At 28.6% G+C, this 22,652-nt stretch carries 23 protein-coding genes and 2 tRNA genes; 19 read left to right on the forward strand and 6 right to left on the reverse strand.

Features of this window, described 5'->3' with window-relative positions; genetic code table 4:
- Positions 1 to 39 precede the first annotated feature (39 nt).
- From ACNQ12_RS00650 to ACNQ12_RS00720, 15 genes are all read left to right on the forward strand, one after another.
- Complete coding sequence (locus ACNQ12_RS00650; RefSeq protein WP_418019378.1) at positions 40 to 1,077, forward strand: heat-inducible transcriptional repressor HrcA; 1,038 nt, start codon at positions 40 to 42, stop codon at positions 1,075 to 1,077.
- Positions 1,070 to 1,909 carry a nucleotide exchange factor GrpE gene (locus ACNQ12_RS00655; protein ID WP_418027179.1) on the forward strand — a complete coding sequence of 280 codons (840 nt, stop codon included), beginning with the start codon at positions 1,070 to 1,072 and terminating at the stop codon, positions 1,907 to 1,909. The genes ACNQ12_RS00650 and ACNQ12_RS00655 overlap by 8 nt, the downstream gene beginning before the upstream one ends.
- 136 nt (positions 1,910 to 2,045) lie before the next feature.
- Positions 2,046 to 3,845: a molecular chaperone DnaK gene (gene dnaK, locus ACNQ12_RS00660; protein ID WP_416754383.1), complete on the forward strand. Its 1,800-nt coding sequence runs from the start codon at positions 2,046 to 2,048 to the stop codon at positions 3,843 to 3,845.
- 110 nt (positions 3,846 to 3,955) lie between these two features.
- Positions 3,956 to 5,254, forward strand: coding sequence for a glucose-6-phosphate isomerase (locus ACNQ12_RS00665; RefSeq protein WP_418036854.1), 1,299 nt, complete (start codon positions 3,956 to 3,958; stop codon positions 5,252 to 5,254).
- The gene (locus tag ACNQ12_RS00670; RefSeq protein ID WP_418042091.1) at positions 5,254 to 5,955 is read left to right on the forward strand and encodes a pseudouridine synthase; all 702 of its coding nucleotides are present in this window, start codon (positions 5,254 to 5,256) and stop codon (positions 5,953 to 5,955) included. The genes ACNQ12_RS00665 and ACNQ12_RS00670 overlap by 1 nt, the downstream gene beginning before the upstream one ends.
- Before the next feature lie 350 nt (positions 5,956 to 6,305).
- Positions 6,306 to 6,635 carry a hypothetical protein gene (locus ACNQ12_RS00675; RefSeq protein ID WP_418036860.1) on the forward strand — a complete coding sequence of 110 codons (330 nt, stop codon included), beginning with the start codon at positions 6,306 to 6,308 and terminating at the stop codon, positions 6,633 to 6,635.
- Entirely contained in the window at positions 6,623 to 6,967 is a 345-nt protein-coding gene (locus tag ACNQ12_RS00680) for a hypothetical protein (protein ID WP_418036862.1), read from the forward strand. The genes ACNQ12_RS00675 and ACNQ12_RS00680 overlap by 13 nt, the downstream gene beginning before the upstream one ends.
- Positions 6,909 to 7,511, forward strand: a complete 603-nt coding sequence (locus ACNQ12_RS00685; protein ID WP_418036864.1) for a hypothetical protein — start codon at positions 6,909 to 6,911, stop codon at positions 7,509 to 7,511. The genes ACNQ12_RS00680 and ACNQ12_RS00685 overlap by 59 nt, the downstream gene beginning before the upstream one ends.
- Before the next feature lie 253 nt (positions 7,512 to 7,764).
- Positions 7,765 to 7,840, forward strand: a tRNA-His gene (locus tag ACNQ12_RS00690).
- Positions 7,841 to 7,930: 90 nt separating this feature from the next.
- Positions 7,931 to 9,829 carry a coiled-coil domain-containing protein gene (locus tag ACNQ12_RS00695; protein ID WP_418036866.1) on the forward strand — a complete coding sequence of 633 codons (1,899 nt, stop codon included), beginning with the start codon at positions 7,931 to 7,933 and terminating at the stop codon, positions 9,827 to 9,829.
- A gap of 50 nt (positions 9,830 to 9,879) precedes the next feature.
- A complete protein-coding gene (gene asnA / locus ACNQ12_RS00700) occupies positions 9,880 to 10,860 on the forward strand; it encodes an aspartate--ammonia ligase (protein WP_418036868.1) in 981 nt (326 codons plus the stop codon).
- A gap of 133 nt (positions 10,861 to 10,993) precedes the next feature.
- Positions 10,994 to 12,034 (forward strand): Dam family site-specific DNA-(adenine-N6)-methyltransferase, encoded by a 1,041-nt coding sequence (locus ACNQ12_RS00705; protein WP_418019034.1) that lies wholly within the window; start codon positions 10,994 to 10,996, stop codon positions 12,032 to 12,034.
- A 1-nt stretch (position 12,035) separates the two neighbouring features.
- A complete protein-coding gene (locus tag ACNQ12_RS00710; protein WP_418036870.1) occupies positions 12,036 to 12,815 on the forward strand; it encodes a DNA-methyltransferase in 780 nt (259 codons plus the stop codon).
- On the forward strand, positions 12,808 to 13,719 hold the full coding sequence (locus ACNQ12_RS00715) for a type II restriction endonuclease (RefSeq protein ID WP_418036872.1): 912 nt from the start codon (positions 12,808 to 12,810) through the stop codon (positions 13,717 to 13,719). The genes ACNQ12_RS00710 and ACNQ12_RS00715 overlap by 8 nt, the downstream gene beginning before the upstream one ends.
- Before the next feature lie 68 nt (positions 13,720 to 13,787).
- A complete protein-coding gene (locus ACNQ12_RS00720; RefSeq protein ID WP_418036874.1) occupies positions 13,788 to 16,517 on the forward strand; it encodes a cation-translocating P-type ATPase in 2,730 nt (909 codons plus the stop codon).
- A 33-nt stretch (positions 16,518 to 16,550) separates the two neighbouring features.
- On the opposite strand, the gene ACNQ12_RS00725 is transcribed toward ACNQ12_RS00720, so the two are convergent.
- Positions 16,551 to 17,921: a dihydrolipoyl dehydrogenase family protein gene (locus tag ACNQ12_RS00725; RefSeq protein ID WP_418019037.1), complete on the reverse strand. Its 1,371-nt coding sequence runs from the start codon at positions 17,919 to 17,921 to the stop codon at positions 16,551 to 16,553.
- A gap of 1 nt (position 17,922) precedes the next feature.
- Positions 17,923 to 18,381: an Rrf2 family transcriptional regulator gene (locus ACNQ12_RS00730; RefSeq protein ID WP_416754361.1), complete on the reverse strand. Its 459-nt coding sequence runs from the start codon at positions 18,379 to 18,381 to the stop codon at positions 17,923 to 17,925.
- A 196-nt stretch (positions 18,382 to 18,577) separates the two neighbouring features.
- Here ACNQ12_RS00730 and rpmG point away from each other — a divergent pair, with 196 nt between their 5' ends.
- The 3 genes from rpmG to nusG are packed head-to-tail and all read left to right on the forward strand — an operon-like array spanning position 18,578 to position 19,632.
- Positions 18,578 to 18,727 (forward strand): 50S ribosomal protein L33, encoded by a 150-nt coding sequence (gene rpmG, locus ACNQ12_RS00735; protein ID WP_416754360.1) that lies wholly within the window; start codon positions 18,578 to 18,580, stop codon positions 18,725 to 18,727.
- Positions 18,727 to 19,014: a preprotein translocase subunit SecE gene (gene secE, locus ACNQ12_RS00740; protein ID WP_416754359.1), complete on the forward strand. Its 288-nt coding sequence runs from the start codon at positions 18,727 to 18,729 to the stop codon at positions 19,012 to 19,014. The genes rpmG and secE overlap by 1 nt, the downstream gene beginning before the upstream one ends.
- Positions 19,015 to 19,023: 9 nt before the next feature.
- Positions 19,024 to 19,632, forward strand: a complete 609-nt coding sequence (nusG, locus tag ACNQ12_RS00745) for a transcription termination/antitermination protein NusG (protein ID WP_416754358.1) — start codon at positions 19,024 to 19,026, stop codon at positions 19,630 to 19,632.
- A 59-nt stretch (positions 19,633 to 19,691) separates the two neighbouring features.
- Here nusG and ACNQ12_RS00750 read toward each other — a convergent pair whose 3' ends face one another.
- Together ACNQ12_RS00750 and tpiA are read right to left on the reverse strand one after the other, a co-directional pair.
- Positions 19,692 to 20,693 carry a hypothetical protein gene (locus ACNQ12_RS00750; protein ID WP_416754357.1) on the reverse strand — a complete coding sequence of 334 codons (1,002 nt, stop codon included), beginning with the start codon at positions 20,691 to 20,693 and terminating at the stop codon, positions 19,692 to 19,694.
- The gene (gene tpiA, locus ACNQ12_RS00755; protein ID WP_416754356.1) at positions 20,680 to 21,429 is read right to left on the reverse strand and encodes a triose-phosphate isomerase; all 750 of its coding nucleotides are present in this window, start codon (positions 21,427 to 21,429) and stop codon (positions 20,680 to 20,682) included. The genes ACNQ12_RS00750 and tpiA overlap by 14 nt, the downstream gene beginning before the upstream one ends.
- Positions 21,430 to 21,604: 175 nt before the next feature.
- Here tpiA and recU point away from each other — a divergent pair, with 175 nt between their 5' ends.
- Positions 21,605 to 22,087: a Holliday junction resolvase RecU gene (recU, locus tag ACNQ12_RS00760; protein ID WP_418027195.1), complete on the forward strand. Its 483-nt coding sequence runs from the start codon at positions 21,605 to 21,607 to the stop codon at positions 22,085 to 22,087.
- Here recU and ACNQ12_RS00765 read toward each other — a convergent pair.
- Both ACNQ12_RS00765 and ACNQ12_RS00770 read right to left on the reverse strand, forming a co-directional pair.
- Positions 22,084 to 22,398, reverse strand: a complete 315-nt coding sequence (locus ACNQ12_RS00765; protein ID WP_418036945.1) for an HU family DNA-binding protein — start codon at positions 22,396 to 22,398, stop codon at positions 22,084 to 22,086. The genes recU and ACNQ12_RS00765 overlap by 4 nt on opposite strands.
- A gap of 150 nt (positions 22,399 to 22,548) precedes the next feature.
- Positions 22,549 to 22,639: transfer RNA gene (locus ACNQ12_RS00770), tRNA-Ser, on the reverse strand.
- Positions 22,640 to 22,652 lie beyond the last annotated feature (13 nt).

The raw sequence follows: 22,652 nt of genomic DNA on the forward strand, positions 1-22,652 counted from the left end.
ATTTGCTAAAAAAATAAAATATTGTGGTAAAATAGTACTATGAAAACAGCGGATAGATTAAATGAAAAGTATGAACCAGTGCTTAAATACACAGTTCAAGCTTATATAGAAACAGGTGAACCAGTTTCATCATCATATTTATTAAGTAAGTATGCTCCCATTCATCCTGAGATTAATTTCTCTAGTGCAAAAATGCGCTACATGATGAATGATCTAGAAGAATTAGGCTTTCTTAAAAAAGAAGCTCATACTAGTGGTAGAATTCCAACAATTGAAGGACTAAATTATTATGCAAAACATTTAAGTGCTTTAGCAACGACTCGTTTTGAAGATAAATTAGATGCTATATTAGCAAACAAAAATGTTGCAATTGACCAGACAGTAGATCAAGCTGCTCAAATTATTTCTGATATGACTGGGCTTACAATGATTACTACTGAATCAAATGTGCATGATATGGAACTAAAAAGCATTGATTTAGTGGCCCTTAGTGACACTAAAGCAACTATTGTGATGGTTATTTCTTCAGGAGAAGTATTTTCAAAAATTCTTAATATCAGTGATAAAGATTTTAAAATGAATGATGTCAGAATTGCTATTAAAATTTTTAAAGAAAGATTGGTTAATACACCACTTCAAGAAATTCCGATGCGTTTAGAATTGCTAAAAGATGTATTAGCACAATCAGTCAAAAAATACCAAGAATTAATAAATTCATTTGTTGAGGACGTTTTTCGCAATATAGGTTTTAGAACCAAATCTAGAAATAATATTTATGGAAAAAATAATATTATATTAAGTCCTAAAATCGACCGTGAAAATTTAAATAAAATGATTGAACTTATTGAAAATCATTCAGTTTGAGAAAGTATCGAAACTGAATTAGAAGAAAATGAAAAAATCAAAATCATGATTGATGATTCCGGAGCATATATGTCTAAAAAAATTGAATCAGGAAACAAAATCACTGAAATTTCTGTAGTTGGAGCCACCACATCTAATTATGATATGATGCGCTCAGCTATTAAAATTTTAGATAATTATTTAAATAGAAAGAAGGAAGGCAAAAATGAATAATACAAAACTAAATGTTGGGGATATAGTTAAAGGGAATTTTACATTGTTTATTGGTGATGAAATCATTACACAATATACTAAACAATGCAGTATTGAATTAGGTCAGGATCAATATCTTCCTAATTTTGATGAATATTTAATTAATCGCAAGGTGAAACCGAACTTAGAAGTTAAATTAAATTTTGCTAAAAATTATCCAATTGAAGCTTTAGCCGGTAAAAATGCTAAAGTAATTATTGAAGAAGTACAGGTTACTCACAAACATATAAAGGGTAATGAAAACCAAAATAACAACGAAATTGAAACATTAAAATCTGAAATTGAAAGTCTTAAAACTAAATTAGCTGAAAAAGAACGCAAAATTTTACTTGATGAATACATGTACAAAGAAAAGCTTGAAAGCTTGCAAACCAAAGCGAAAGAAAAGCTTGAAGCTGAACAAGCACATTTACATTCAAAAATGAAACACGAAAAAGCTGAAATTAAAAAATATGCGCTTCAAGGTTTCTTAGAAGATTTTATTGAACCATTTAACAATTTTTTAGCAGCAACTAATGCTGGTGCCAACTCTGATAATCCGGTTGTTAAAAATTATTGTTATGGATTTAGCATTGTTGCTAAACAATTCACTAATTTATTAGAACAAAATGGTGCATTAATCATCCAGCCTGAAATCGGAAGTGAATTTAATCCTGAACAAGAAGAAGTTTTAGACTTTATTACCGACGAGACAAAAGAAAATAACACTATTGTAAGGGTCGCACGTTTAGGCCTTTCAATTGACGATAGATTAGTAAAACCTGCGGGTGTAATAGTAGTAAAAAACAATTAAAAAAATATTTTAAAAAAATTAGCAAATTAATATTGTATTTGCTAAAATGGTGGTATAATATTATCGGTTCAAGGGGATGAAAAAAAGAAAATCTACCTAAACTTAAATAATTAATTTTATTTTAGGAGGCTATATTATGGCAAAAGAAATAGTATTAGGAATTGACTTAGGAACAACAAACTCTGTTGTTACTGTTATGGAAAATAAACAACCAGTTGTGTTAGAAAACCCAAATGGTAAAAGAACAACTCCATCAGTAGTTGCATTTAAAGGAAATGAAATTATTGTTGGTGATGCTGCAAAAAGACAAGTTGAAACAAACCCAAATACAGTTGTATCAATTAAAAGATTAATGGGAACAGATAAAACTGTACATGTAAATGGAAAAGATTATAAGCCAGAAGAAATTTCAGCAATGATTCTTTCATATATGAAAGATTATGCTGAAGCAAAACTTGGTAAAAAAGTTTCAAAAGCAGTTATTACTGTACCAGCTTACTTTGACAATGCTCAACGTGAAGCTACAAAAATTGCAGGAAAAATTGCTGGACTTGATGTATTAAGAATTATTAACGAACCTACTGCTGCTGCATTAGCATTCGGACTTGAAAAAACTCATAAATCAATGAAAGTTTTAGTATATGACCTTGGTGGTGGTACATTTGATGTTTCTGTTCTAGAACTTGAAAATGGAACATTCGAAGTGCTTTCAACTAGTGGTGATAACCACCTTGGAGGGGATGATTGAGATCACGAAATTGTTGAATGATTAATCAAGAAAATTAAAGATGAACACTCATATGATGTAAGAAATGATAAAATGGCAATGGCTAGATTAAAAGAAGCTGCTGAAAAAGCAAAAATCGATCTTTCAAACCAATCAACAGCAACAATTAATCTTCCATTCTTAGCTGTTACAGCTGCTGGACCATTAAATGTTGAATTAGAATTAAAACGTAGTGAATTTGAAGCAATGAGTTCACACTTACTTGATAGAACAAGAAAACCAATTGAAGATGCTTTAAAACAAGCTGGAATTACAGCTAAAGATCTTGATGAAGTATTACTTGTTGGTGGATCAACAAGAATGCCAGCAGTACAAGAAATGGTACGTTTAACATTAGGAAAAGAACCAAATAGATCAATTAACCCTGATGAAGTTGTATCAATTGGTGCTGCTATTCAAGGTGCTGTATTAGCTGGCGACATTAATGACATCTTACTTCTTGATGTTACACCTTTAACACTTGGAATTGAAACTCTTGGAGGAATTTCTACTCCATTAATTCCAAGAAACACAACAATCCCTGTAACAAAATCACAAATTTTCTCAACAGCTGCTGACAACCAAACAGAAGTTACAATTAGAGTTGTACAAGGTGAAAGAGAAATGGCAAATGATAACAAGTTACTTGGACAATTCAATTTAACAGGAATTGAACCTGCTCCTAGAGGAATTCCACAAATTGAAGTAAGTTTCTCAATCGATGTTAATGGTATTACAACAGTAACTGCTAAAGATGTAAAAACAAACAAAGAACAATCAATTACAATTCAAAATTCATCTAAACTTTCAGAAGCTGAAATTGAAAAAATGATTAAAGAAGCTGAATTAAATAAAGAAGCAGATAAAAAACGTAAAGAAGAAGCTGAAACAATTGTTAGAGCTGAATCATTAATTGACCAAATTAAGAAAGCTAATGCAGAACAAGGTGACAAAATGGATCCTAAAGCAAAAGAAGAATCAGATAAACTTGTTAAAGAATTAGAAGACTTAATTGCTAAAAAAGATATTGAAGCTTTAAAAGTAAAATTAGATCAAGTTGAAGAAGTAATTAAAAACTTTGCAAATGCTGCAGCACAACAAAATGCAAGTGCTAATGCAAATTCACAAGCAAATGCTGATGAAGATGTTGCTGAAGTAGTTGAAGAATAATACATAAAATAATTTTAGATATGCCTTCGGGTATATCTTTTTTTATAAATTTAGTTTATTTAATTATAACTAAAGATATATTGGTAAAATTTAAGTCAATAGGAGTATATATGAAATTATCAGGCTTAAATATTGAAATTAAGAACATAGTTAGTGCAAAAAAAGATAAGAAATTTGTTCACAATTTAAATAAAATGGAAGGGATTTTTGATTTACTAAAAGGCAAGGATCCAGAATATGAATTTGACTTTTTAGAATACACTAATAAGTATTGAGAAGAACATAAAATGGAATTTTCTTCTGCTGTTGCTTTTTTAAAAAGCAACGGAATTAATAAAATGGTTATTATTGCTGATGGAGAATCTTACATTTTAACCAAAGCTTTTTATGATGTTTTTTACAATCAATATAGTAGCTTAAAACCAGATATTGAACTTATTTTTACGCAAGGAAATATTAATCCTGAAGAATTAGTTACTTCTTTATATCAATTAAAAGATGAAATTTTTGCAATTAATTATATTTCAAAATCCGGGATATCTTTAGAAAGCGCCATCGCTTTTCGTGAATATCGTAGAGTACTTGCTGATAATTTGAAAAATCAAGGTTTAGACCCTATTATGCTTACAGATTTAATTTATATTACCACAGATGTTCATGAAAATGTACTTAATAAAATGGCTGATTTAAATAAATACACATTATTTAATATGCAAGCTCCATTACCATGTCGTTATAGTGGGCTATTTGAAGCTACTTGCATTTTTCCTTTACTAGCTAGTGGAATAAATATGCGAGAAGTTTTAAATGCTTATCAAGCAACTTTTAAAGATGTAACTAATAATCAAAATGTTGAGAATAATGCTGCATTATTTTTTGCTTGTTATGTTCATTATATTGGTCGGGTATTAAAACGTAATGTAACTTACTTGTTACTTAATGATCCAAGTTTACTAGCGCTTGGAAAATACTTAAGCTTGCTTATAAATACTTCACTTAATCAAAATCAAAAAGGACTAGTTGCTTTTGAACAACTGTTTGATTATAGCGCCCTAGAAAGTTTTAATTCATTAAACAATAATTTTATTTTTACAACTTTTATTTCACGCAGTAAAGATCTAAACCAGGATGTCTTTGACATTAATATGCAACAATATGATGTACTTAACTTTTTAGGTAATAAAGATCAAATTAATTCTCTGGAAAATAAAAATAAAATTCACGGTATTCAAAACGATTTTGATATTAAACTTGAGCTAAATGATTATTCAGAAATTGCATTATCAAGCTTAATTGCTTTTATGCAAATTGCTACAATTGCAATTGCATACTTATATGATATTGATCCGTTTTCACAACCAGGAGTAGAAGTGTATAAACGTAATTTATACAACTTATTAATTAAATAATGGAAAAGAAAATTAGATTGGATAAATTTTTAGCCCAATGTTTAGGATTAACCAGATCACAAGCTACTAAATTATTAAAAAGCAAGTTAGTTACTCTTAATGGACAAATTATTACAAATAATCTCGATATTAATGCAAATGATATAGTAAGTTACCAAGGACAAGAATTAAGCATAGGACCTAAATTTCATTATTATGTAATAAATAAGCCTGCCGGATATATTTGTGCCAATTTTGACAGAATGCATCAAACAGTTTTTGATTTATTAGATAGCAACATTAGTAAAATAAAAAATATTCATACTGTGGGGAGATTGGACAAAGATACAACTGGATTACTTTTAATCACTAATGATGGAGAGCTAACTCACCAGTTACTTGCTCCTAAGAAACATGTTGATAAAACATATTATGTAACTTTAAAAGACCCATGTCCTAGCACTCTGATAAAAGTTTTTGCTGAAGGTTTTGAATTATCAAAAAATGAAAAAACTAAACCTGCTAGGCTAGAAATTATTAAACCCACTTTTGTGCATTTGACTATTAGTGAAGGTAAATATCATCAAGTTAAAAGAATGTTTGCAAAATTTGGAAATGAAGTAGTAATGCTGCATCGCCAATCTTTCGGAAGTTTATCATTAGATAAATTAGCCTTAGATTTAGGAGAGTATAAAGAACTGAAACGTGAAGAAATAAAATAAAAAATTTAATATATGACTTATGAAATAAAATTAGTCAAATATAAGAAAAATATATTATTAGCTGCACTTTTTAGTGTGGCCTTTTTATTACTTTTCCACTATTAAATATATTCGAGAATGTGATTTTAATAAATATTATTTTTAGGTTTTAAATAACTAATATTTTCATAAGAATATATATTTTATTTATAAAAATTATGAATTATAAATTAATAGCAAATTACATTAATGATTCGAGTTAGGAACTAAACATTAAAAAATGACTATATATCAAAATATTAGGTGTTACGCCCGTAATTGTAGCACCTACATCAATAATTGCAATTTCATACAATAATGAAGATAAAAAATTGCAAGAATTTAATCAAGCCTACAAAACTAACGTTACAAAACAAGATATTAAGAATGATAAAAATATTAAATTATCAAACTTAATAGCATTCTCTAAGGAAATTAATCATAACAATATTCAACACCAAAAATATTTTGATTGATGGATTAAACCAGCAGTATTAAGTATTATTTCTAGTGATGAAAGTAAATATAATAAACAAATGATTGATTCATATATTTCATACTGAAAATTAATGCTAAATAAATTTGTAAATGTTGTCTTACTAACTGGTTATAGCATAAAAGATATAAATGCATCTAATCAAAAAGGCAAGTGAAGTCAATAATAGTCGAGAATGAAGATGAGAAATATAACTATGAAAGAAAAATGTATGAAAAATTAAATTCAATATTTGGGACAAAAGATCATGCGATATGAAAACAATATTGAAGTTATATTAAAGATAACTTTAATAGCAATATTGATTTCAATATAATAAAAAACAGCAAATTATTATTATTAAATAATTATGAAATAAGTATGTGAGACAATTTATTAAAACAAGCAAAAGCAGATCCTTTTGATTCTGAAAATATTAGAAAGCATTTTGTAAAATTTCTTGATTGATTCCCGACTTTCAAGGATAAATCAGAAACTGAAAAAGAATTTAATAATTAATAGCTCGATATTAGAACCAATAATTAAGGTAGTTAATAACGAAGAAACAAAAAAATCAGTTATTAACATTGTACTAGCACGTAATTTTTCTAGTGCAGACTCATATACTAATTTATCAAATTTTATAGATAAGTCTTGTAATAAAAATAAGAAATTATCTAAAAATGAGTTGCAATTTAATACACCGGTAACACCACTTCCTTCTATTAACTTACCTAGTTCTGATGATAAAATATTTGAAAAATTCAACGAATTACAATCAATAAAAGCATATAAATTCGCTATTGATATGAATATTCCCGAACCTGAGTATCCAGTTACATCAACAGTAGTATCTTATACAGACTCTTGAATAGCAAGTCAAAATGACATATTAATTGATGAAAATAAATTAATTCAGTTAAGTGATATTGCTTTAAAGCTAAAAAATAACCCATCAACAGCTGATTTACAAGTAAATGATCAATTGTTTAAAATTAGTAGTTTTTCTGATAAAGAAATAGATAAGATTAAGGATATATACTTTAAACTTAATAATGAATAGAAAGAAAATATAAAATATAAAATAATGTGATATTTCTTATATTGTTTCTGTTCATACTAAAAAATGAATGACAATATAAGTCATATTTATTAAAAATGGATATCACTTTTTATATCTCGAAATAGTTTTTATGAATAATATAAAACTTTTTTCAACATAATTTTGCATAAATTAATATAATTTCAGCCATTAAAATATATTAAAAAAGCATTTGGAAAATTATTGCTTTTAGTTATAATATATTTACTAATTGGCGAATGTGGTGAAGTGGCTAACACAGCGGGTTGTGGTCCCGTCATTCGCGGGTTCGAATCCCGTCATTCGCCCCATATGTTAAAAGGCTGCCTCAAAGCAGTCTTTTTTCTGCATTTATTGTAAAATTATAATATTATAAAAAATATATTTTATTTAGGAGAAAAATGAAAAAAATATGAATTTTATTAAATGGAAGTATAGCTGCATTAGCAACCACATCACTTGTGGTTTCTTGTGGAAATCCAAAAGCAGAAAACACTAATGCTACCCCAGAACCTGACAAACCTATAATCGCTGATAACAAGATGACTGAGCTGGTAAATAAAATTAATTTACTTGCTCAAATTAATCCAGAAGAATATGAAAAGTACAAAGATAATATCAAAAAGAATTTAACTGATCAAGAAATCGAAACTTTAATTGATGAAATAAATAAAATAATTTCAAGCTATGATGCAAGTTTTAATAGTTTACAAGCACAAGTAAAAGAAGCGCAAAGCTGAGTAGATGGATTAAATTTACAAAAAATTTTATTCGAAACATTAAAACCAGAAATAAATAAGTTTACAAATTATTTAACAAGTATTTCAGTTAAAAAAATAAATACAATATCAAATGAACAAATAACTTTATTTAATAGTGGAATAAATGAAAAGAAAACTGCTTTAATTCAAATTAAAGAAAAAGCTGAGAATCAAATTACTCAATTGCAAAGTGAATTAACAATCAAAATAACAAGTGCAAAAGAACAATTACAAACATTAAAACAATACTCAATAGCTGAATTTGAAACATTACAAGCAAAATTAAATGGTTTTGAACAAGCCCAAAATTCTGTTGAAAATTTAGCCTCATTAAATGACTTATTAGATAATATAAAAAGTTTAATTGTTAAAATAGAGCAAAAAAACAGCACTTATAAAACACAAAAAGAAGAATTAATTGCTTCATATAATCAACTTAATACAAAAGTTCTTGAATTAATTAAACAAGTTAAAACTTGAGATGTTGATTATGCTACAACTAAAGAAAATTTAGTTTCAACATTAAGTCAAAATATAGCTAATGAAAGCTTAGATAATATTCAAAAAGTAAATAGTCAATTAAACGAACTTTTAGAAGAATTAAATGAAAACACACAACAACATAATTCTATAAGTCAAAAAGTTACAAACTTAATTCAAGAAACAAAAACTGGTTTATTGAATACATTAAATACAGATGAATTAAAAGAATTACATACAAAATTATCAGATTATTTAAATGGCATTACAACTTTAAATATTCCTAATGAGAAACTAGCTGAATTACTTAAACATTTACAACAAACAATTACTGAAGTAACAGCTGAAAGAGATGCTATTTTAAGTCGTGATAAAGAAGAAAAAGAAGCTATTGATAAAATAAAACGACAAATGAATTCTAAGATTGAAAATATTAATTCATTACTAGCGGAAATTGATAAATATGATAAAGATTATGTTGCAAATGGGAAAAAAGAATTAAATAATTTAATTGCAAATAATGCAGATTCATCAGCAGAATTAAAAATGAAATTAGATAAATTGGTAATCTTGGACAATATTATTAATAGATACATAAGTGATAGAAATAAAATATTAGAAATTTTAAAAACAACAAGTGTTAATAATATTAATGACTATATTAAAACTTTTAGTCGCGGAAAACTATACAATACAGGTCAAAATAGCCTATTGCAACAAGCTAAAAATATTCAAGAGTTTTTAAAACAAGATTTTACTACTAAATCACTTAGTCAGTTAAGAGATATTCAAGCTGATTATTTCAATAAAATAAAAACGTTAGAACAAGATTATCAAAGATTAATGAACGAAACAGAAGAAATTCAAGCAATAGCTTTAAAATTAAAAAATTTTCTTGGCCAAAAAGCGAAATCAGAAGAATTAAATGAAAAAGAAAATGAAATCAAAGCATATATTGACAGTCTTCCTATAGGAAATATTGAACTTCTATCTGGTGATAGTGTAGTCCCAACTATTCAAAAACTTAAAGAATATGAAACAGAACTAAAAATTAGCTAAAAAACTTAAGAAATATTAAATAAGATTCATTATGAATTTTAGGAGAAATCATGTATCACTCAAAATTAAATGTCAGACAAACTCAAAGTGCCATTCAGGATCTAAAATTATACTTTCAAGAACAGTTAAAAGTTCATCTAAACTTAACTAGAGCAACTGCTCCACTATTTGTTTCTAAATCATCAGGGTTAAATGATGGACTTAATGGTGAAGAACCTGTTTGATTTTTGCCGAAAGATAAACAAGAAAGGTTAGAAGTTGTACACTCACTTGCAAAATGAAAAAGAGATGCACTAAAAAAATACAATTTTTTACCTTATGAAGGTTTGTATACTGATATGAATGCAATTAGAAAAGAAGAAGATTTAGATTTATTACATTCATACTATGTCGATCAATGAGACTGAGAACTAGTTATTTTAGCTCAAGATCGTAACTTAGAATACTTAAAGAAAACAGTTAAATTAATTTATGATTCTTTAAAAGTAACCAAAAAACTTTTAAAACTTAAATACTATCAACTTGAAGATGAAATGCCAGAAGAAGTTTTCTTTATTTCAGCTCAAGAATTAGAAAATTTATATCCAAACCTTGACATTAAAGAAAGAGAAAATGCAATTGCAAAAGAACATGGTGCTGTTTTCATCTATGGTATTGGATACCCAATGAAATCAGGACTAATCCATTCAGCTAGAGCATTTGACTATGATGACTGAAAATTAAATGGTGATTTAATTGTTTATTCAAATGTCATTAATCAAGCTATCGAACTTTCTTCAATGGGAATAAGGGTAAATGATCAATCATTAGTTGAACAAAGTGGTTTAAGCAGAGAAGAAGTTAAAAAACTTTCTCCTTACCACCAACATGTTGTTGAGCATAAACTTCCTTTAACTATCGGTGGAGGAATTGGGCAAAGTCGTGTTTCAATGTACTTACTTGAAAAAGCTCACATTGGCGAAGTACAGGCATCATTTTGACCTGAAGAATATCGTGAAGAAATGCACACAAAAGGGATTGAATTATTATAATTAATCACTTATAAGCTATAGGCTTATAAGTTTTTTATTCCAATGGTGTAAATTCAAAATATATTTAATTTTCTTTTTGCTTTATTTTGTGTATTTTAATACACATTTGATATAATAAACGCAAGGGAGAAATATGATTAAAAAAATAGTAGGAAATAATATTAAAAATATTCGAAAAGAAAAAAAAGTTTCACAAGATTATATTGCTGAAGTTGCTCTACTAGATAGAGGGCAATTATCTAAAATAGAATCAGGAAAAGTGAATATAACAATTGAAACTGTAGCTAAAATAGCACAAGCATTGAACATAAATGTTTCTACACTATTTACAAATAGTCAAGTGAGTGAACCTAAACCATTTGTTAAATGAGCAGGCGGAAAGACGCAAATTCTACCTGAATTAAAGAAATATATCCCAGATAAATTCAATACATATTATGAGCCATTTTTGGGTGGCGGAGCATTATTTTTTTCATTGCAACCAGAAAAAGCTGTAATTAATGATTTAAATTCTCATCTAATGAGTGCATTTAAATGTTTTGAAAATGAAACTGCATTTCATGAGTTAATAAAAAAACTTAAAATACATGAAAATAATAATAGTGAGCAATATTATTATTCTATTCGTGAACAAGATCGTGAAGCAGATTTTTGAAAGAAATCAATTTCTGAAATTGGAGCAAGATTAATTTATTTAAACAAAGCATGTTTTAATGGATTATATAGAGAAAATTCAAGTGGTTATTTTAATGTTCCATTTGGTAAAAAAGAAAAAGTTAATTGTTTTGATTTAGAAAACTTTAATGCAATTTTTAATTTTTTTAAACAAAACAAAATTAAAATACTTTCTACTACATACCAAGATGCTGTCAAGAATGCCAAGGAAAATGATTTTATCTATCTAGACCCACCATATGACGTATATCCGGATAAAACAGGCTTTGTATCATATGGAAAAGATGGCTTTGATGCTCAAGCACAAAGGGATTTAGCTGAATGCTTTAAAATGTTAAGTGATAAGGGAGCTTATGTTATGCTTTCAAACCATAATACACCATTAATTCAAGAATTATATAAAGGCTTTAATATTAGAGTTATTCACGCAAAGAGAATGATTAATTCCAAAGGATCTGGTCGTGGTGCTGTAGAAGAAGTTATTATCACGAATTATTAATATGAAAAAATATTTTAATGATCAAGAACAGTTTACTTTGTACTTATCTGACTGTAACAAAATGCTTAAAAAATTAGAACCCAAGTCAGTAGATATGATTTTTGCTGATCCTCCTTATTTTTTATCAGGAGATGGCATTTCATGTCAATTTGGAAAGCAAGTAAAGGTCTTTAAAGCCAAATGAGACACTCCTCTTGAATTAAAAGAAAAGCATCAATTTAATCGTAAATGAATTAGAAACTGCTATAAAGTTTTAAAAGACGAAGGTACTATTTGAATTTCAGGTACAATGCATAATATTTATTCAATAGGGCTTGCACTTGAGCAAGAAGGCTTTTCTATCATAAACAATGTTACTTGACAAAAACCTAATCCTACACCTAATTTAAGCTGTAGATGTTTCACCCACTCAACTGAAACAATTTTATGAGCACGCAAAATTATTAATGGTAAAAAACAAAAACATTTCTTTAATTATGAATTAATGAAGAAGATTAATGATAATAAACAAATGAAGGATGTATGAAATATTAAACTGCCAAGCAAAGCTGAGAAAATGTTTGGCAAGCATCCAACTCAAAAACCATTAGAGTTACTAGAAAGAATAATACTTGCTTCTAGTAGGGAGAATGATTTAGTGCTAGATCCATTTAATGGGAGTGGTACAACTGGTATTGCAGCTTATAAGTTAAAAAGAAGATATATCGGTATTGATATGGAAGAACAATATTTAGAGATAACTAAAAAACGTTTTATAAAAACAAAGGATAAAAATGAATAAAAAAGATTTTAATACATGATTTAACAACTTTAAAACAAGTATTGCTAATTATAACTATTATATTGACTTCCAAACAGTGTACAAAAACATTAATATAATGCGCCTTAAGCTTAATATGTTAAATTCATTGGTTGGTAGTCAAAATATTGAACAAGATTTTAAACAACTATGTAAGGAATATCCAGCAGTAGTGGATGTTATTCCATTGCTGATAGCTAAAAGAGAATCTGAAATATATTGCACTGATCAAATGGGCTCAAAAACATATGATTTTAACCTTGCTGCATCATTAGAAAAAATGAACCAAAATGACATGGAACAATATTTAAATGACTTAGTTTATTTTATGAAAGAAACAGGATTATTTCAATTATTACAAAGTAATCTAATAAATAATGTTATCGACTATGCCATAGGCGTAGAAGCTGGTTTAAATGCAAATGCGCGTAAAAATCGTGGTGGCAAGTTGATGGAAGATTTAGTTGAGGGTTATATTAAAAAAGCTGGTTTCAGATTAAATGAAACTTATTTTAAAGAGATTTATTTAGCCGATGTAGAACATATGTTTAATTTAAATTTAGACGCATTATCAAATGATGGCCAAACTGCTAAACGTTTTGATTTTGTTATAAAAACTGAAGATACAATTTATGCTATCGAATGTAATTTTTATTCAAGTTCAGGTTCTAAATTAAATGAAACAGCCAGAAGCTATAAAACATTAGCATTAGAAGCACAAAATATCTCTAATTTTAAGTTTGTTTGAATCACCGATGGGCTATCGGGATGAAAAAATGCTAGAAATAATTTAAAAGAAACTTTTGATGTTATGGAGCATATTTATAACATTTCAGAATTAGAAAATGACCTATTTGAAAAACTAAAAGTTCACAAAGAAATCTAGCCATAGTCGTCATTATTTTTTATATAAAAAATAATATAATTATCATGTTTTTAGAAAGGATATAAATAATGGAGAATTTATTAAATACAGACCTGAAGTCTGGTTTAACTCAAGAAGAAGCCCAAGCAAGAATTGCATCTTTAGGTGAAAATACAATCAAAGCCAAAGAACGTAAAAGTGTTTTCATGATCTTTTTAGCTCAATTTAAAGACTTTATGATTATCTTGTTATTAATTGCGGCTGCCTTTTCTTTTGGGGTTACAATTTATGAACATGTGCATGGTAACCTAGAAACCAATGGACAAATTGCAATTGCATATATTGAACCTTTTATCATTTTGATAGTAGTTGCTTTAAATTCTATGCTTGGTACCTATCAAGAGATTAAAAGTGATCAAGCTGTCCGGGCTCTAGCTAAAAGCAATGAACTGTATGCTAAGGTTATTCGTGATGGCAAAATGGCTTCAATTCCATCTTCACAAGTTACAGTTGGAGACTTAATTGTGGTTGAAGCTGGAGATATGATTTCAGCAGATGCTAAAATTGTTGAAGCTTTTAGCTTTAGTGTAGTTGAATCAGCTATTACTGGAGAAGCTTTAGCTGTAGATAAAAGAGTTGGTGAAATTGCTAATATTGAACAATTACCACTAGGAGATAGATACAACACTATTTTCTCCGGTACATATTGTGTTACAGGTAGAGCAATTGCATTAGTACAAAAAATCGGAAAAGATACTGAAGTTGGTAAAATCAACTCAAGTATTCAAGAACAAGAAGTTCCAAAAACACCTTTACAAATTAAATTAGATAAGTTATCTAAAATCTTTGGAATTTCAGGGATTATCTTACTATTTGCTTCAACTATAATTCAAATTATTTTAACTGGGGCTTTTAGTAATGATTGAGTTAACCCACAATTATATTCAAATGCCTTTATTATAGGTATTTCGCTAGCAGTAGCTGCTATTCCTGAAGGATTAATAACCTTCACTACTGTGCTACTCGCTATAGGTGTTTCACGTATGACCAAGGAAAATGCTATTATTAAAGCTTTCCCTGCTGTAGAGACCCTTGGTTCAACAAGCATTATTTGTTCAGATAAAACAGGTACATTAACAGAAAATAAAATGACAGTGGTTAAATTTTATGATGCTCAAGGAGTACAAGAATTAACTAAATCACAAACTTTAGGTAGTTTTGTAGCATGTACTGATGCTCAAGTTACTTTAGATGAAAATGGTAATTATGTTGAAGTAGGTGACCCTACTGAAACAGCTATTCTAAGATTTGGACTAGAAAAAGGAAATTCAAAAGAAGAATTCTATTCAAAATTTGAAAAGCTAGCTGCCTTACCTTTTGACAGTGATCGTAAAATGATGTCAGTTCTTATTAAAGCACCTAATGGACAAAAGATTTTAATTACTAAAGGAGCACCTGATGTTATTTTTAGTAAATCTGTTAAATTAGATCCAAAAGTTCGTGAAATGAATGAAGAATGATCTAATGATGCAATTAGAGTTATTGCTGTAGCTTACAAAATGCTACCAGAAGATACTTCCACTATTACACTTGCAGATGAACATGACTTAATTTTCTCTGGATTGATTGGTTTAATTGACCCACCTAGAGCAAATGTTAAAGCAAGTATTGAGGAAGCTAAACGTGCTGGTATTAAAACAGTTATGATTACTGGTGATCACTTAACTACAGCTGTAGCAATTGCACGTAGTTTAAGTATTTTTGAAAAAGGTGATAAAGCTATTGATGGTACTACACTAGCAAATATGAGTGATGAAGAATTAACTCAACAAGTACAACATATTTCAGTTTATGCTAGAGTAAATCCATCTGACAAACTTAGAATTGTTAAAGCTTGACAAGCACATAACCAAGTAGTGGCTATGACAGGTGATGGAGTAAATGATGCTCCAGCCTTAAAAGCTAGTGACGTTGGTTGTGCTATGGGGATTACTGGAACTGATGTTTCGAAACAAGCTGCGGATGTTATTTTAACTGACGATAACTTTAACACCATTGTGCGTGCTGTTAAGTCAGGTAGAGAAACATTTATTCGTATTAAGACAGTTATTCTAAACTTACTAGTTTCTTCATTAACTGAAATTATTGTTATGTTAGTTGGGCTATTTGCCTTTAGATTTATCTTTAAGGATGCAATTGATGATAAAGAATTTATTGTTCTAACTGCAGCTCAACTATTATGAATTAACTTATTAACACATGGATTACCAGCTATTGCACTTGGAATGGTGCCTAGTGATGTTGATGTTATGAACCATAAGCCAATTAATAAAAATCAAAGCATTTTTGCTGATGGTCTTGGAAAACGTTTAATTATACACAGTGTAATTCTTTCTCTTGCAGCATTACTTTCTTATTTAATAGTGGGATTATATGCAAGCAGTCAAAAAATTAAGGGATCAGAATTTGTTATGTTAACATCTTCTGCTGCCTTTATAACTTTAGGAGTTGGATCAAGTATTAACTCATTAAACTTAATGTCAAAAAACAGCATCTTTAAATGCTCACTAACCAAATACAAATTAGTTTATTTAGCAAGTGGCTTTAGTATGATTTGTATGCTGGGATCAGCTTTTATTCCAGGTATTAACCAATTATTTGGTAATGTTGACTTTTTAAGTTTTCCAGGTTCTTATTCAGTAGTGTACTGATTAATTCCTATCTTACTTGCATTTGTTCTTACAATTTGTGTCGAAGGATACAAACTTTATCAGGCTATTAGAAGCAAAAAAGCTATGCAACAAGCAGTAAAAGAATAAGAGATATAAAAAAAGCACATTTGTGCTTTTTTCTTATCCAAATAAATTTAAGCTTTCCATGAATGTTGGATGTGTGTAGATAAAGTTGGCTAATTCATCATATTTAATTTTCTTAGCAATAGCTAATGAAATAAAATTAATCATTTCATCAGCTTGATAATTAAATAATGTTGCCCCAATAATGTAACCTTCACTATCTACTAATATTTTATTTATTCCATAGGTTTCGTGGATTGTTTTAGCTTTTGGGATTGATGATGTATATAATTGCTTAATTTCATATTTGATGCCTTTTGCATCAGCATCTTTACAATTCATCCCAACACGTGCATATGCGGGATCAATAAATAAGCAGAAAGGAATTGGTGGGCGATTGTTTAAATTACGTTCATTAGTTTTGTCTAATAATTGAGGTAATACAATTCTTGAATCATCTAATGAGACATATGTGAAGAAAGGACCACCTTTACAGTCACCAACAGCTCAAATATTATCAGCTGTAGTTTTTAAATTTTCATCAACTTTAATTGCATTTTTATCAATCATGACACCAGCCTTAGATAGACCTAAACGATCAATATTTGGCTCACGACCAATTGCAACTAAAACAGCATCATACATTTCTTCAACTTCTTCTCCATCAATGATGGCAGTAACTTTTGTACCTCTGCTGTAATCTTTAATAGCAATAATTTCAGCATTATTTTCAAAAATAATTCCTTGAGTTTGCATGGTTTCTTTAATACTATATGAATCCATATAATCTTCTGAAGGTAAAAAGTTGTGAAGTTTACTATAAACTGTTACCTTGCTACCAAAATTATTATACATACTTGCAAATTCTAACCCAATAAAACCAGACCCAATCACAAGTAGTCTTTTTGGCAATGTAGTTAGTTCTAAGATTGCGTCTGAGTAATAAACATTTTTTGACTTAGTATCTAGGTCTAATCTAACAGCCTTAGAACCTGTATTAATAACAATTTTCTTTCCACGTACTTTAACTAATTTATTTTGGGTTTCAACAAGAACTGTGCGAGAATCAAGAAAGCTAGCTGTACCAGCATATATATCAACATTTTCGCTGCTCATAATTTGATCATAGCTATCATTGTGCATTTTTTTGATAAACGCTTTCTTATATCTTTGTGCTGTTCTATAATATGATTCTTTTTCTTTTCAAGTCATATTAAGGTTATGTGATTCTGCTTGCTGTCTAATTTTGGCACTGTGAATCAAAGCTTTAGTTGGCAAGCAAGCAACATTAATACATGATCCTCCAGCCATATCTAAATCTTTTTCAATAAGAGCAACTTTTTGCTTATTAGCTGATAATTTAGCTGCAAGAGTTTTTCCTGCTTTTCCTCAACCAATAATAATTACATCATATTCTATATCTATCATTTTAAGCCTCCCTAGATAAAATATCATTTTTAATATCTTCTAGTGTTTTGTTCTTTAAATTTTCATATATAACATTATTTAATGAGTTTATTAAATCCTGTTCTACTGCTTCTATGTTTCGTGAGATCACGCATTCAGATTCCTTGAGACCACTGGCCCAAGTTTTATTAATTAACTTTAGGTCTAATACATCTAGCAAGTCGCTGCATTTGATGTCATTTAAACCTACATTCAAGGTATACCCTCCTTTACGACCTCGACTTTTTATAATCCAATCATTGTCATCAATTGCTTGTAATATTAATCTGACTTTAACAGGATTAATGTTGGCATTTTTAGCGATTTCAGAGCTGCTCATGGCAGTATTCTTGTGCCCTAAAATTGTCAAAATGTGTAATAGACTAATAAAGTCACTGAAACCATATTTTAATTCAGTCTTTTTATATGTTACATTAACCATTACATATTAATTCTAGTACAAAAAAATAATATTTCAAGTTAATTTTTAATTTGTTTATTCCTATTTTTCAGGCATAAAAAAATGTAGAAATTTCTACATTTTTGAAAAAATAACTAAATTACGTAAAATGTAATAAAACTTATAAAGTTTTACATTAAAAAGAAGCAAATTTTGCAACTTATGATAAAATAAACATATGAAAAATAATAAAGTATCACTAGCTTGCGAATTGTGTCGTAAAAAGAATTATGTCACAGTTAAAAGCGCAGGTAATCCAGAGAGAATTACAATTAAAAAATTCTGTCCACGCTGTAAAGTGCACTCACTACATAAAGAGGAAGTATAATGAGTTTAGAAAATGAAACACAAGTTGAAATGCCTGAAACAACTGATACTAGTGTAGTAGTTGAGGAAAAAAAGCCATCTTTAAAAGAAAGATGAAAAAATCGCAAAAAAAGATATTTCTTTCGTAAGATTGTCAAAGACATTAAACGTGTTAGATGATCTTCACCAAAAGAAAACTGAAAAAATTTAGCTAAAATAATAATCTTTACAGTAATATTTGCTTTATTTGTGTATGGTGTAACAATAGGATTTACATCATTATGATCTGCAATTGGTGCAGCAAAATAAGGAGACAAGATGAATACAAATTTTAAATGATATATGATTTCTACTATTCGTGGAAAAGAAGAACAAGTTCTAGAATCATTAAAAAACAGAATTGTGGCTGAAAATGTTGCTGATTCATTTAACCAAGAAGCAACAGAATTTGGTGCTTTTAAAATGTACTCAAAGCCAACACTAACACCTAAAGAAATGGAAAAGAAACGTATTGGCGAACCTTACAAAATTAAATATGTAAATATGTACCCAGGATATATCTTCGCTAATATGGACATGACTGATGAGGCTTGATATGTTATTCGTAACACTCAATATGTTACTGGTATTATTGGTTCATCAGGAAAAGGGGCTAAACCAACCCCTGTATCAGCTAGCGAAATTAGAAAAATGATTAAAGCTGAAGCTGAATACTTAAAACTATTTAATGAAGGTAAAAATTTACTTGGACTTAAATTAGGTGACCTTGTTGAGGTAATAAATGGACCATATAAAGGTGAAATTGGACCTATTGCTTTAATTGATGTTGATAAAGATATTGCTGTTGTAGAACTTGAATCATTTGGTAAAAAAATTGTTGTGGAATTCCCTCTTGAATTATTAAAACCTAGTGAAACATACCTATAATAATTACAATGTGCCTAGTGCACATTTTTTTATAAAAAAAATACTGGTAAACCAGTAATTTAAAATTCCTTACGTTCTTTTTTAAAATGCTCAATTTTATCATTCGTTGCTTCGATTTTTAACTCAGCTCACATGATTGCATCCTCAAGTGAAGCAACATTTTCAGGGAGATTTTTAATAAACTTTAAAAGCAAATTACATTCATGAATTTTATCATTTGCATATTTTTCCAAAGCTAACAATTTATCATCATCATTAACTTTTTCACATTTTTTAGCATATTTTGTAAAGTTATTTAGCAACTTCTTTTGATGTGAAAGGGCTGATGTAGTTTTATTAATATTTGAATCAATGGTATTTAAGTGATTTGAACGCTGTAGAATGATATCTTGATTACGATAACAATAATCTAGTTTCAGTACATCATCTTTATTATAATTAACAATATCGGTATCAATAACTTGCAAATCTTGTAATGTCAAGTTTAATTTATTAGTTGACTTTTTAGTTTTATTAAATAATTGAAAACGAATAAAACCTAAAAAGCTTGCTGCAAAACCTGGATCATCAAAAATACTTAAATCTACATCTGGCTGTTTAGCTTCAAATAGGCTTCTAGTAGCTGTGAAATAGTCATCCTTATGCAAATGAGGAACAACGATTTTTAATGATAATAAGCGCTTACCATTGTATTTTGAAGCATTAAAACAATTAATGCTAAATAGCTTATTTAAAATAATATTTTCCATTTGGGGATTTCAACCGTAAAATTCGACTTTATCATTTAAATTAGCTGTAGAAATCTCTTCTTTAGCTAGAATAGATAAATCATTTAGTAAATTTGATTTCAGCTTATTTAGATAAGCACGATAATTAAAATTCTTAAATGACATCATTGAAGTTTTGGTCATAAAACCTTTATTTAAATCATTTTCACGATACATGCCAATTGTATAGCAATAAGGTAGAAATTGAATATTTAAGTTGCCGGGTAAACGTTTTAAAAAGTTATTGGTAATTGCTTCAAAATCGATAAAGACTTTAATTTTATTGTTTTTCATTATTTGCTACTTCCATTAGTATGTCAAAAAATTGTTTAACATTTAATGAAGCTTTGCCAATTAAGAATCCATCAATATCATCTTTATTAATTAATTTAGTTACGTTAGTTTCAGTTACGCTTCCGCCATATAAAATGTGACAGTTTTGACCCACTAAAGAACGAATGTATTCAGAAATCTCTTGCGCTTGGCATGATGAAGCACATTTACCTGTACCAGTAGCTCAAACGGGCTCATAAGCAATGACAAATTTATCATGTGGTAAATTAGCACTGGACTCAAGTACTTGTTGCTTAATTACGTTTTTAGTTTGGCTACTTTCAAAGTCATGCAAGTCTTCTCCGACACAAATTATTGGAGTAATACCATTTGAAATGAGTTGTTTAGCTTTTGCATTGATTAATGCATTATCCTCTTTATGGTAAGCTCTGCGCTCATTATGCCCAATAATAGCGTATGAGACATTCAAGTCCTTAAGCATAGTGGCACTAACGTCCCCTGTATAAGAGCCATCTAAATGACTTGAAACATCTTGAGCAACTAAGACAAAATTATCTAATTTAAGGTTTCTGAAGGCAGGCAAACACGTGTAAGGAGCTGCGATTCCGAAACTGACTTTGTCATTAAAAACTGAAGCATTTTGTTGATAAAGATCCTTAATTTTAGCGATATACATTTCAGCTTCTGTATATGTTAAATTCATTTTTCAGTTACCAATTATTAAAATTTTATTCATTTTTACCTTCTTAATATATTTTATTAAATTTAAATTTAAAACCTAAATATAAATGCAGCATATTTTATAAGATTTTTTGTTTTAAAATTGCAATTTTATTATGCAAAAAGTGAACAAAAGTAGAGAAAAGTTCATTTTTTGTTCACAATAGCATATTTTTAATTTATTAGTATATATGAACAATAAAAATCGAGGAATGTTTTTAGAAACAATTATTAATCAAACACTAACTTATTATTGAAATAACGATATTGCTTATATTGAGAAAAAGTCTACACCAATAAAATTAAAAGCACTTGCACGTAGTAATAAAAATAAATTTCATGGAACTTTTAGCTTAAGGAAGTCTACAGTAGATTATATTGGGATGTATCAAGGTAAATTCATTTGCTTTGAAGCAAAAAGTACTAATGAAAATCGTTTAGATCTAAACAACTTTCAAACACACCAATTAGCTTATTTAGAATTAATTGCCACTCATAATGGGGTTGCTTTTGTTATTGTTTATTTTTCTCTTTATAATGAGTTTTATTTAGTGACATTATCTTATATAATGCAACAGTATCAAAATCATAAATCAATACCATATGAAGAAATAAAGAAAAACTCAAGAAAACTAATTCTTGAGTTTCCTGGTTTTTTAAATATTCTTAATTAAGCTTTGAAGTCTACTAAGTCACGTAAGTATTTAGAAGGTGTATATTTTACAACACGTCTTTGTGGAACTTCGATGTAGTCTGGTTCAACTGCAGATTTCTTAAATTTATTTGACATTGTTCTAGCTGGTTTGATTGAAGTAGAGAAAATACCTAGGTGTGATAGTCTTACTTTTTCTTCCATAATTAATTGTTCTTTTAGAACGAAAACCATAGCATCGAATACTTTTTCTACATCTTTAGGTGTAAATTCTGAACGTTCTGATACTTCATTAATGAATTCTTTTTTTGTCATGTTTTTATTCCTCTCTAAGGTATATGTTTGTTGTTTATACCTATATTATAGAACAAAAAAATATTTTTTAGAAAATAATTCTGTTGAAATGTGGAAAATTAGTTTTTGTTCCATATTTTCATTTTAAATTCGAAAATGCATAAAAAAAACTAGTTTCCTAGTAATTACTGGCGGGACAGAGAGGATTTGAACCTCCGCGGGAGTTGCCTCCCCTATAGTCTTAGCAGGACCACCTCTTCAGCCTCTTGAGTACTGCCCCATACGTTTAATAT

The sequence above is a fragment of the Mycoplasma paraquilae genome (genome assembly GCF_048284415.1).
Classification (GTDB): domain Bacteria; phylum Bacillota_I; class Bacilli_A; order Mycoplasmatales; family Metamycoplasmataceae; genus Mycoplasmopsis.